The following is an 11,591-nucleotide window of genomic DNA, read 5'->3' on the forward strand; positions in this document are numbered from 1 at the left end:
CCGGGAAAGGACGTTCGCCTTATGGAATGATCTCAGCCTGACGGCGTGCCTCAGCCCGCTCGGCCGCAAACTGCTCGGCGCGAAGCTTGCCGCAGCCGGTCTGGCCACCCGATCCGACGGGCGAACACGTATCAGGCAAGCCGCCAGCGCGCCGCCCGGCCTCGTCGGCCACGGCCGTGCGATTGACCCAGCTCTGGTTCTGCGCTGCGATCGGCTTGTCGTCGCGCAACTCCTTCGGGATGCGGTACGGCTCGCCGACTCGAGCGCACACGACAATCTCGGCATCGGGGTCGCTCGACTTGGGGCACGCCTGATTCCCCGTGATCGTCACCGATCGAATCCGCTGCGGCGGCTTCCCCGACTCGGCCTGTTGCTGAGAGCCGGACGCGGCCGTTTGAGCCAAGGCCGTGGCGGGCAGCGCGGCCAGCAATCCAATCACGGCTAAAGTGCGCAACATGTTCAATTCTCCTGAGGTTCATCAACGTGCGGGGGGCAAGGTTGATCCACCCTGAACCGCTCGTGTGATCGTCCGACCGCGTAACCGTTGTGGTATATCCCCAAACACGGTAGCGGCGCGAGGATGATCCTCGTCATCGACAATTACGACAGCTTCACCTGGAACCTCGTCCATTATCTGATGGAGTTGGGCGCGGAAGTGAAGGTCGTCCGAAACGATGCGCTGACCGCCGCCGACGCCATGGCGAGCAACGCGCAGGGGTTCCTGATTTCGCCCGGCCCGAAGACCCCGACCGAAGCGGGCGTTTCGCTCGATCTCGTTGCAGCGTGCGCGGAGGCGGGTCGACCGCTGCTCGGCGTGTGTCTCGGCCATCAGGCGATCGGCCAGCATTTCGGGGGTTCGGTCGTGCGCGGCGGTCTGATGCACGGCAAGACGTCTCCCGTCACGCATGACGGCAGCGGCGTTTTCGCCGGCCTCCCCTCGCCCTTCACCGCGACCCGTTATCATTCGCTGATCGTGGAAGACATGCCCGACGCGCTCGTCGCCAACGCACACGCGGACGACGGGTCGGTGATGGGTGTTCGCCATCGCACGCTCCCGATCCACGGGGTGCAGTTCCACCCGGAAAGCATCGCCACCGAACATGGCCATGCGCTGCTGGCGAATTTCCTGTCGGACGCGGGCATCGTCCGCAAGGGCGCCGCATGAGCACCCTTACGCTGCTCCCGGACCCGAGCACCCCGCTCAACCGCGAAACCGCGGCGCAGGCGTTCGTCGACGTGCTGGACGGCCATGCTACCGACGACGCGATCGCAGCGTTCCTGATCGGTCTGACCGAACGGGGAGAATCGAGCATCGAGATCGCGGAAGCCGCCCGGGCGCTCCGCAACCGGCTGATCCCGATCTCCGCCCCCGCAGGGGCGATCGACGTGTGCGGGACCGGTGGCGACGGACATCACACGCTCAACGTCTCGACTGCGGTCTCGCTCGTCGTCGCGAGCACCGGCGTTCCGGTTGCCAAGCACGGCAACCGTGCTGCCTCCTCCAAGGCGGGCGCCGCCGATACGCTGGAGATCCTCGGCCTCGACATGGAGCGGGCGGGCGCAAACGCGGAGGCGAGCCTCCACGAGATCGGCATCGCCTTCCTGTTCGCGGCCAATCATCACCCCGCGATGCGCCGGATCACCCCGATCCGGCAGCGGATCGGGCGCCGCACGATCTTCAACCTGATGGGTCCGCTCGCCAACCCGGCGGGTGTGACGCGCCAGCTAATCGGTATCGCCAGGCCCGACTACGCCGCAACCTATGCCGCCGCGCTCGAACAGCTCGGCACCGAAGCCGCGGTGGTCGTGTCAGGCGAGGAAGGGCTGGACGAGATCTCGTGCGCAGGCCCGTCGCGTGCGGTCAGCATCGGAAACACCACCCTGCCCGAGCGGATCACGCCCGAGGATGCCGGTCTGCCGCGCCACCCGATCAGCGCGATCGTCGGTGGCGACCCGGCGTATAACGCCGCCGCGCTGCGCCGTCTGTTGCTGGGAGAGAAAGGCGCGTATCGCGATGCGGTGCTGCTCAACGCGGCCGCGGCGCTGATCGTCGCCGGAACCGCGCAAACCCTGCCGCAAGGTGTACACATCGCCGCCGACGCACTGGATTCCGGTGCTGCCAACGCCCTGCTCGATCGCTGGATCGCTTATTCATGACCGATATTCTCAACCGCATCCTCGAAACCAAGCGCGCCGATGTCGCCGCGCGCAAGGCGACGATCCCGATGTCCGAACTCGATGCACGGATCGCCGCGCAGACCAAGCCGCGCGGATTCCGCGCCGCGCTCGACGCACGCGCGAAGACGGGCTTCGCGCTCATCGCCGAGATCAAGAAGGCGAGCCCGTCGAAGGGCCTGATCCGCGAGGACTTCGACCCCCCGGCGCATGCCGCCGCTTATGCCGCAGGCGGCGCCGCCTGCCTGTCGGTGCTGACCGACGAAGCGTGGTTCAAGGGATCGGACGCGTTTCTGGTCGCGGCACGCGCGGCGTGCGATCTGCCGGTGCTGCGCAAGGATTTCATGGTCGACCCGTGGCAGGTCCCGGAATCGCGCGGGATCGGCGCGGACGCGATCCTGCTCATCATGGCGGCGCTGGATGACACGGTGCTCGCCGAGATTGAGGCGAGCGCGCTGGAATGCGGGATGGACGTGCTGGTCGAGGTCCATTCGGAAAGCGAGATGGAGCGCGCAATGAAGCTCAAGTCGCGGCTGATCGGCGTCAACAACCGCGATTTGCGCACCTTTACCGTGGATTTCGCGCGCACTCGCGAGCTCGTGTCGAAGGCGCCCAAGGACTGCACGTTCGTCGCCGAAAGCGGACTGACGACGCGCGCCGATCTCGACGCGATGGCGGAACAGGACATCCGTTGCTTCCTGATCGGGGAGGCGCTGATGCGCCAGCCCGACGTCGAGGCCGCGACGCGCGCGCTCATCGGATGAGCGGCCTGACGCACCTCGATGCGGCGGGCGCGGCGCATATGGTCGATGTCGGGGGGAAGGCCCCGACGCGCCGCGAGGCGGTCGCCAGTGGCCGGATCGACATGGTGCCCGAGGCCGTCCGCGCAATCCGCGACGGCAGCGCGATCAAGGGCGACGTGCTTGCGGTTGCGCGCGTCGCCGGGATCATGGGCGCGAAGAAGACGAGCGATCTGATCCCGCTGTGCCACCCCTTGCCGCTCACGCGCGTCGCGATCGACCTTGCGATTGATGACTCGGGAGTCGTCGCAACCGCAACCGCGGCGACCGAGGGCAAGACCGGGGTGGAAATGGAAGCGCTGACCGCGGTGACGGTCGCGCTACTGACGGTCTATGACATGGCCAAGGCGATCGACAAGGCGATGACGATCCGCGACATCCAACTGCTGACGAAAGTCGGCGGCAAGTCGGGCGACTGGGCGCGCTGAACCCTGGTGCCGGCCTGCGGCGGGGTTAGCCCCTACCGCGTCCGCGACGGTGGAAGGGAGAGGCCGCTTTAGCAGCCTCCCCCGTGTCCGTTACCCGAACAGCTTCGCCGCCGTCTCGGCAATGCGCTTGCCCTGGTAGCGGGCGCCATCCAGTTCTTCCTGCGCGGGCTGACGGCTGCCGTCGCCATCTGCGATTGTCGTCGCGCCATACGGCGTGCCACCAAGGACCTTGTCGACGCCCATCTGGCCCTTGAAGCCATAATCGAGGCCGACGATCGTCATGCCGTGGTGCAGCAGGTTGGTGATGATCGAAAACAGCGTCGTCTCTTGGCCGCCATGCTGACTGGCGGTCGAGGTGAACGCACCGCCGACCTTGCCGATCAGCTTGCCCTGGAACCACAGACCACCGGTCGTATCCCAGAACGACGCCATCTGCGCGGGCATCCGGCCGTAGCGCGTTGGCGCACCGACGATGATCGCGTCATAGTTGGCGAGCGCGTCGGGGCCTTCGATCAGCGGGTGCGCGGTATCGGTCTTGAAGTGCGCGGCCTCGACCACGTCCTTGGGCGCGGTTTCGGCAACGCGGCGGATGTCGACCTCTGCACCCCCCGAGCGTGCGCCCTCGGCGACGGCATCGGCCATCTGCTCGATGTGACCATAAGACGAGTAATAGAGCACGAGAACTTTAGCCATCATGACTTCCTTCGGTTTGAAAACATAGGGTTGTAAACGTTTATTGAGAGTCGACGAGAACCAGTTCGGCATCCTCGATCGCGGTGATCGTCACGGTCTGGCCGCCGTCCATCGCCGCGCCATCGCGCGCCTTGAACGTCTCACCAGCGATTTCGATCACGCCCGTCGCCGGCACGAGATACGCGTGCCGCCCCGGCAGCACTTCATGCGTGATCGTCTCCCCGGCGCGCACCATCGCCGCGAGTACGCGGGCTTCGGCGCGGATCGGCAGCGCGTCGGTGTCGTCCGCAAAACCGCTCGCCAAGGTGACGAACTGACCCGAGCGATCGTCCTTCGGAAAAGGCTTCGCGCCCCACGACGGCGACCCGCCGGTACGGCTCGGTTCGATCCAGATCTGGAAGATCGTCGTCTGTTCGGCTTCCAGATTATATTCGGCATGCCGCACGCCAGACCCGGCGCTCATCACCTGAACGTCGCCAGCGCCCGTCCGGCCCTCGTTGCCGAGCGAGTCCTTGTGCGTGATCGCGCCCTTACGGACATAGGTGATGATCTCCATGTCGCGGTGCGGATGCGGCGGGAAACCACTGTTGGCAGCGATCTCGTCGTCATTCCATACGCGGATCGCACCCCATCCCATCCGGGCCGGCTCGTGGTAATTGGCGAAGGAAAAATGGTGACGCGCGTTCAACCAGCCGTGATTGGCATGCCCAAGGCTTTCGAAAGACCGTTTCTCGATCATGACATGTCTCCAGGAGGAACCAGTCGTTCCGTTGAGTGCAAGATAGGCGTTTCAATCACGTCGTAAATGGAAACACTGGAAACCGATCGTTTCCATGGCTAAACGACCCTCTCTGTCGCGAAGGGACAAACGATGCGCCTGCCCGATCTCGAAGCCTGGGCCATCTTCGCAAGCGTGGTGGAACACCGCTCGTTCAGCGGCGCGGCGGAAGCGATCGGCGTTTCGAAGGCGACCGTGTCCAAGGCGGTCACCCGGCTCGAAGCGCATCTTGGCCAGTCGCTGTTCCACCGGACGTCGCGCCGCCTGACGCTGACCGAAAACGGCAAGGGGCTGGCGGAACATGCTGCCCGGATCCTCGCCGAGGCCAACGCCGCCGAGGAAGCCGCGCTCGATGCCGCCAACGCACCGACTGGCCTGGTCCGGGTCGCCGCGCCGATGTCGCTCGGGCTGCTGGCGATCGCGCCCGTCATCGCAGACTTTCTGGTCCTCAATCCGGGGATCGAGATCGACCTCCACCTGTCCGACGCGCGAGTCGATATCGTCGCGGAAGGATTCGACATCGCGCTGCGGATCGCGACGCTTCCCGACAGTTCGCTGCGCTCGCGCAAGCTCGCCGACATGCGGATGCACGTGGTCGCGGCACCCGCCTATCTCGCGCTCCACGGGCGCCCGACCCATCCCGGTCAACTCGGCGAGCATCGCTGCTTCGCCTATACCAACGTCACCACGCCGTGGCGCTTCGTCGGGGCCGACGGCACGGAAGTGTCGGTCCGGCTCAACGGTCCGCTGGCAACCAATAGTGGAGAGGCGATGCTGCCGGCGCTGCGCCGCGGGCTCGGCATCGCGATGCTGCCCGAATTCATCGTCGCGGAGGATTTGCAGGCCGGTCGGATCGAAACGATTCTGGGAGACTGGGCGCCCCACACCGGGGCGCTCCACCTGATGACGCCACCCGGTACGTTGCGCCCCGCGCGAGTCGAAGGTCTCATCGCATTTCTGACCGACCGTCTAAAACAGATTTGCGTCCTACCATGACCTTTTCCTGCCTCCCCTACCGCGTTGTTTCCACGGCTTAATCGCAAATTAACCTTTTGCCTTCATCACTGTTGAGGTTAATAGTTACCACAAGGGTTGGTCAGGCCACGGGAGGTACTGGCCCCTTGAAACGGGGAACAGCAAGATGCGGGTGCTGCTGATCGAAGACGAGCCGACGACTGCAAAAGCGATTGAGCTCATGCTGTCGGCTGAAGGTTTCAACGTCTACACGACAGATCTTGGCGAAGAAGGCCTCGATCTCGGCAAGCTGTATGATTATGACATCATCCTGCTCGACCTCAACTTGCCCGACATGCACGGCTATGACGTTCTCAAGCGACTCCGCGTCGCCCGCGTCCAGACCCCGGTGCTGATTCTCTCGGGGATCAACGAGATGGACTCGAAGGTCCGCTCGTTCGGCTTCGGCGCAGACGATTACGTGACCAAGCCGTTCCACCGTGAAGAACTCACCGCGCGCATCCATGCGGTCGTTCGTCGGTCGAAGGGGCACAGCCAGTCCGTCATCCGGACCGGCAAGCTCGCGGTCAACCTCGACGCCAAGACGGTCGAGGTCGATGGCGCGCGCGTGCATCTGACCGGCAAGGAATATGCGATGCTCGAGCTGCTGTCGCTGCGCAAGGGCACCACCCTGACCAAGGAAATGTTCCTCAACCACCTGTACGGCGGGATGGACGAACCCGAGCTCAAGATCATCGACGTGTTCATCTGCAAGCTTCGCAAGAAGCTCAGCATGGCATGCGAGGGCGAAAACTATATCGAGACCGTCTGGGGCCGCGGCTACGTGCTGCGCGAACCCGAAGACATGCTCGGTTCGGTGGAAGTCGCCTAACCCGTTCCGTTGATCCTATGCAGTACGGCTGGCCGGGTGGTGATCGCATCATCGCCGGCGGCGGCTTCGTGCGCGCCTGTGACTTCTAGCAACAACACGTAATTTAATGACGCCAAAACAACTGTTTGCGTGACATTTCGTTTACCATAAGTCACGTTTCCGTCACGATCGTCAGTTAGCGCCCAGTTTCGGCGGGCGCTTCGGCGGTCTGGCCAGTCCAATGTCCTGGGGCAAATCTATGAAGATGCAATCCGCGCTGGCAGCGCTGTGTGCGACCAGTCTCGTCCTCTCCGGCTGCAGTGGCGGTGGTGGTGGAACACAAACCGCGCCGACCCCCGCGCCCTCCCCGACGCCTTCACCGACCCCGACCCCTTCGGCCCCGGCGGTCCGGACGATCGTAATGGTCTGGGATGGTCTGCGTCCGGACGACGTCAACGCGACCGATACGCCCAACCTGTTTGCGCTCCAGCAAGCTGGCGTCAATTTCCAGGACAATCACTCGACCTATCCGACGTTCACGATGATGAACGGATCGAGCTTTGCGACCGGGTCGTTCCCGAAGACGTCGGGCTTCTACGGCAACACCTTCTGGACCCCGCCGCAGGGCACGGGCAACACGATCCCGGCGGGCAAGACCGCCGCGGGCGGCACCCAAAGCTACACCGACCCGGTCTTTACCGAGGATTATCAGGTCCTGAGCACGCTCAACGACTATTATGGCGGCCAGTTGCTGCTGGTGAAGAGCCTGTTCGCGACCGCGCAGGCCGCTGGCCTCACCACCGCCGCGATCGGCAAGTCGGGCGCGGCGTTCATCCAGGATCTCGGCAAGGGCGGCGTGTTCCTCGACGAGAACACCGTCCAGCCGCGCAGCCTCGTAACCGAACTGCAAGCCGCGAACATTCCGCTCCCGACGAACGTCGTCAACAATTATACCGCGGGCGAAGCGGTCACGCTCGCAGGCACGAACGGCACCCCGACCGCCCGTGCCGGCTATGTGACGTTCGACACCACCGCCTACGATCCGAACGGCACGCTCACGGTCGCTGCGCGCGACTCCAGCGACGAAACGCAGGGTGCTCCCGAGGATGCGTCCAACAAGTACATGTTGAACGTCTTCACGTCCTACATCCTGCCCCAGAAGAAGCCGATGCTGTCGGTCATCTGGTTCCGTACCCCCGACAACGTCGAGCATGGCTACGGACCGGGCAGCGCGAACGCCAAGGCCGGGCTGCAATCGCAGGACGCGCGGCTGGGCGAGTTGATGGCCGCGCTCAAGGCGCAGGGTCTGGATAGCACGACCAACGTCGTCGTCGTGTCCGATCATGCGCATTCCAGCGTCTCCGGACCGCTCAACCTGTATCCGCTGCGGACGATCAACCCGTCGGCTTCCGCGCCGAACGGTCCCACGATCAATGGCGCCACCAGCGGCACGAGTGCGGCGAGCCTCGGCGGGGTCAATCCGTCGGGTTATTCCTTCTCGGGCGACGTCCGCTCGGCCGATCTGCTGACTTATCGCGGCTTCCGCGCCTATGACGGTGCGGGCTGCTCGACCAGCGCGATGTACGGCATCTCGGCAACGGGGACTGCGACCATCCCCGTCCGTCTGGACACGACCGGCTCGGTCTGCGGCGCGGCAAACACCAAGTACCAGGCGATCAGCGCGACCGGCACGTTCCGCGTTCCCGCCCCCGGCAGCCTGCCGACCAACGGCATCGTCGTCTCGGCGAACGGGGGGTCGGACTATTTCTACGTCCCCAGCCACGACGTGACGACGATCCGCAACCTCGTCACCTTCCTCCAGCAACGCGAGGAATATGGTGCGATCTTCGTCGACAGCCGGTACGGCGCGCTGCCGGGCACGTTGCAGATGAACCAGGTCAACCTGGAAAACGCCACCCGCAGCGGCAACGGTCAGCCCGACGTCGTGGTGTCGTTCAACTGGGACGATCAGGCCGTCGTCCAGGGCAAGGCCGGGATCGAGTTCGAAAGCACAGGCGGTCAACGCGGGATGCACGGCAGTTTCAGCCCGGTCGACGTCCACAACACGCTGATCGCCTCGGGTCCGTCGTTCCGCAAGGGCGCGACCGTGACGACGCCGACCGGCAACGTCGATGTCGCCCCGACCGTCGCCTATCTGCTGCGCCTGGCGATGCCGCAAGCCGATGGCCGTATCATCAACGAGGCACTGGCCACGCCGGCGAGCGGATCGACCCCGACGGTCGCCGCATCCTCCATCTCCCCCACCGCACCCGCGACGGGGCTCGCGTTCGAGACCCCGCTGGATCCGACCGGCCGGACACGCGACACCTCGCTGCCGCTGGGCACCTATACCATCACGCTGCAGGTGAAGGATCTGACGATCGACGGAAAGACCTACCGCTACTTTGATCACGCCAAGGCCATCCGCCAGTAATGCGTATGCGCAAATCGACCGTGCCGATGCGTCTCGCGCTTCCACTGCTCGCCCTGGCGGCTGCGCCCGGGCTGGCAGCACCGGCACCCCGCGCGGGAACGTTCGACACCGTTTTCGCGGCGACGGGCGAACCCGCCTTCCTCCACGCGCAGATCCTCTACGCCTCCGACGGCGCGATCCATCGGCTGGAGCTGTGGCGCGACCATGATCGCAGGATCAAGCGCGTCACCGATGCCGCGCTGGCGACCTACGCGACGCGCAAGGCCGGGGAAGTCGGCTATACGCTCAAGGTGCTCGACCTGAAGCGCCGGATCAGCACGGTGATCGACCGGACCAACCTGTACCGGATCGGGCAGTTCACCGACTGGTACGATCTGGGCCATGGCCTGCGCCACCCCAAGGGCCCTTATCGCCTGGTCGCCGCGCGGACCGCGCCCGCAGGCATGCCGCGGATCGGACGGGCATGTCGCTGGTACGATCTGATCGAGGGCGCGCGGACGACGCACATCTGCTGGGACGATACGGTCAAGCTACCGCTGCTCATCGCTCCCGCCAGCGGCCCGCCGGTGTGGCGCGTCACGGCGGTCGATCAGCGCACCATCCCGTCCGCGACGTTCGTCCCCGACGATCGCGGCTTCATCAAGAACGATGCCAACCGCGACATCGAGGCGGACTGACCCCGACGCTGGGGGATCAGGGGCGCACGAACACCTTTTCCCCGCCGACCCACGTCTGTTCCACCTTGGTCGCGCGCAGATCGGTCGGGCTCGCCAACAGCGGATCGCGGTCGACGATGATGAAGTCCGCGCGCTGGCCGACCGCCAGCCGCCCGAACTTCTCCTCGGCGAACCCGGCATAGGCCGCCGCTCCGGTAAACGCCCACCACGCCTGTTCGCGCGTCACGCGCTCCTCAGGACGCCAGCCGCCATAGGGCTGCCCGTCCGCCCCCTGCCGCGTGAACGCTGCGGCCCAGCCCGCGAACGCATCGGGCTTCTCGACCGGATAGTCCGACCCGAACGCCAGCGTCGCGCCGTTGCGCAGCATCGACGCCCAGGCATAGGCCCCCGCAAGCCGCGTCGGCCCCAGCCGCGCTTCCGCCATCGTCCGGTCGCTCGTCGCGTGCGTCGGTTGCATCGAGGCGATGATGCCGTTCTTGCCGAAGCGCGGAAGATCGACCGGATCGACGATCTGCGCATGCTCGATCCGCCAGCGCCGATCGCCCTTGTAGGTATCGACCATGTCGTCGATCGCGCCGAGCACCTCGGCATTGGCACGGTCGCCGATCGCATGGACCGCGACCTGATAATGGTCGACCGCCGCACGGCTCATCAGGTTGCGCAGCACGTCGTCGGACATGAACCCCGCCCCGGTCTGCCCCGGCGCATCGCTATACGGCGCCTTGAGCCACGCCCCGCGCGACCCGAGCGCGCCATCGGCATACAGCTTCACGCCCCCCATCCGCAGCTTGTCGGCATACAACCACGGAGTCGGGCCGGAACCGCCGACCCTTACTGCGGTCTCGACACCGGCGGCGTAACTCATGATCCGCACCCGCAGCGCCCCGACATCCCCCGCGCGGCGATAGCTGAGCCAGTCGTCCAGCGAACTGCCCATGTCGCTGGTCGCGGTAATGCCGTGGCTGAGCAGCGCCTCCTGCGCCTTGAGGAAAGCGAAATCGCGCTCCTTGGGGAGCGGTTGCGGCGCTGCCTTTTCGATCAGGTCGCGCGCGGAATCGACGAACACGCCGCTGGGCAGCGTCCCCGTCTTTTCGATCCGACCGCCTGCGGGCGAGACCGTCTTGGCGGTGACCCCGGCGACCTTCATCGCCGCGCTGTTCGCCCAGGCGGCATGGCCGTCGGCGCGTTGCAACCAGACCGGACGGTCGCTGACCACCGCGTCGAGATCTGCCGCGGTCGGGAACCGTCCGAGCGCCCACGCCTCCTGGTTCCAGCCGCCCCCGACGATCCACTTGCGATCCGGGTTCGCCGCCGCATAAGCCGCGATCCGCGCCTTGGCGTCGTCTAGCGAGGTCGCGCCCGACAGGTCGAGTTCGAGCGCGCGAAACCCCAGCTCCATCACGTGCCCGTGCGCATCGATGAACCCCGGCAGCAATACCTTGCCATGCTCATCCGCGCGCCAGTCGAGCTTCACCGGGCGCTTTTCGTTCTCTGCCAGCAGTTTGACGACCTTGCCATCCGGCGACATCAACAAGCCGGTAAAGCGAACCACCTTCCCGTCCTTGTCGAGCGTAATCCCGTTGACGTTGTCGATCAGCGCGTCGGCCCAGGCCGCGCAGGGCACGATCAAACTGGAAAGCGCGACGGCGGACAGCAGCGACGTGGCAAGGCGAGCGCAGGATACAGTGAGCATAGGCCCCGCGATAAGGCTTGTTCCTTCATCGCGCCAGATGGTCTAGGCGACGGACGCACCCGCGTGCCGAGCCTATCGACGCACCGCC

General features: G+C 65.6%; 12 protein-coding genes. 8 read left to right on the forward strand and 4 right to left on the reverse strand.

Annotation, left to right across the window (positions count from 1 at the left end; genetic code table 11):
* Positions 1-19 precede the first annotated feature (19 nt).
* Positions 20-457: a hypothetical protein gene (locus QBJ92_RS04705; protein ID WP_277968534.1), complete on the reverse strand. Its 438-nt coding sequence runs from the start codon at positions 455-457 to the stop codon at positions 20-22.
* Positions 458-580: 123 nt separating this feature from the next.
* Between QBJ92_RS04705 and QBJ92_RS04710 the strand changes: the two genes are divergently transcribed.
* Genes QBJ92_RS04710 through moaC form a run of 4 tightly spaced genes read left to right on the forward strand, consistent with a single transcriptional unit; the run spans position 581 to position 3,403 of the window.
* Positions 581-1,165: an anthranilate synthase component II gene (locus QBJ92_RS04710; protein ID WP_277968535.1), complete on the forward strand. Its 585-nt coding sequence runs from the start codon at positions 581-583 to the stop codon at positions 1,163-1,165.
* On the forward strand, positions 1,162-2,157 hold the full coding sequence (trpD, locus tag QBJ92_RS04715) for an anthranilate phosphoribosyltransferase (protein WP_277968536.1): 996 nt from the start codon (positions 1,162-1,164) through the stop codon (positions 2,155-2,157). Before QBJ92_RS04710 ends, trpD begins: the two co-directional genes overlap by 4 nt.
* Complete coding sequence (gene trpC / locus QBJ92_RS04720; RefSeq protein WP_277968537.1) at positions 2,154-2,939, forward strand: indole-3-glycerol phosphate synthase TrpC; 786 nt, start codon at positions 2,154-2,156, stop codon at positions 2,937-2,939. Before trpD ends, trpC begins: the two co-directional genes overlap by 4 nt.
* Positions 2,936-3,403, forward strand: coding sequence for a cyclic pyranopterin monophosphate synthase MoaC (moaC, locus tag QBJ92_RS04725; protein WP_277968538.1), 468 nt, complete (start codon positions 2,936-2,938; stop codon positions 3,401-3,403). The genes trpC and moaC overlap by 4 nt, the downstream gene beginning before the upstream one ends.
* A gap of 90 nt (positions 3,404-3,493) precedes the next feature.
* On the opposite strand, the gene wrbA is transcribed toward moaC, so the two are convergent.
* Both wrbA and QBJ92_RS04735 read right to left on the reverse strand, forming a co-directional pair.
* Complete coding sequence (wrbA, locus tag QBJ92_RS04730; protein WP_277968539.1) at positions 3,494-4,096, reverse strand: NAD(P)H:quinone oxidoreductase; 603 nt, start codon at positions 4,094-4,096, stop codon at positions 3,494-3,496.
* Positions 4,097-4,136: 40 nt separating this feature from the next.
* The gene (locus QBJ92_RS04735) at positions 4,137-4,835 is read right to left on the reverse strand and encodes a pirin family protein (RefSeq protein ID WP_277968540.1); all 699 of its coding nucleotides are present in this window, start codon (positions 4,833-4,835) and stop codon (positions 4,137-4,139) included.
* Positions 4,836-4,967: 132 nt separating this feature from the next.
* Here QBJ92_RS04735 and QBJ92_RS04740 point away from each other — a divergent pair, with 132 nt between their 5' ends.
* The 4 genes from QBJ92_RS04740 to QBJ92_RS04755 all read left to right on the forward strand — a co-directional run bounded on the left by QBJ92_RS04740 (position 4,968) and on the right by QBJ92_RS04755 (position 9,810).
* Entirely contained in the window at positions 4,968-5,870 is a 903-nt protein-coding gene (locus tag QBJ92_RS04740) for a LysR family transcriptional regulator (RefSeq protein ID WP_277968541.1), read from the forward strand.
* A 145-nt stretch (positions 5,871-6,015) separates the two neighbouring features.
* The gene (ctrA, locus tag QBJ92_RS04745; RefSeq protein ID WP_277968542.1) at positions 6,016-6,720 is read left to right on the forward strand and encodes a response regulator transcription factor CtrA; all 705 of its coding nucleotides are present in this window, start codon (positions 6,016-6,018) and stop codon (positions 6,718-6,720) included.
* A gap of 238 nt (positions 6,721-6,958) precedes the next feature.
* Positions 6,959-9,133, forward strand: a complete 2,175-nt coding sequence (locus tag QBJ92_RS04750; protein WP_277968543.1) for an alkaline phosphatase family protein — start codon at positions 6,959-6,961, stop codon at positions 9,131-9,133.
* A complete protein-coding gene (locus QBJ92_RS04755) occupies positions 9,133-9,810 on the forward strand; it encodes a hypothetical protein (RefSeq protein ID WP_277968544.1) in 678 nt (225 codons plus the stop codon). Before QBJ92_RS04750 ends, QBJ92_RS04755 begins: the two co-directional genes overlap by 1 nt.
* Positions 9,811-9,826: 16 nt before the next feature.
* Here QBJ92_RS04755 and QBJ92_RS04760 read toward each other — a convergent pair whose 3' ends face one another.
* On the reverse strand, positions 9,827-11,503 hold the full coding sequence (locus tag QBJ92_RS04760; protein WP_277968545.1) for an amidohydrolase: 1,677 nt from the start codon (positions 11,501-11,503) through the stop codon (positions 9,827-9,829).
* Between the last annotated feature and the right edge of the window lie 88 nt (positions 11,504-11,591).

This window comes from Sphingomonas echinoides, assembly GCF_029623395.1.
Lineage (GTDB): Bacteria > Pseudomonadota > Alphaproteobacteria > Sphingomonadales > Sphingomonadaceae > Sphingomonas > Sphingomonas echinoides_A.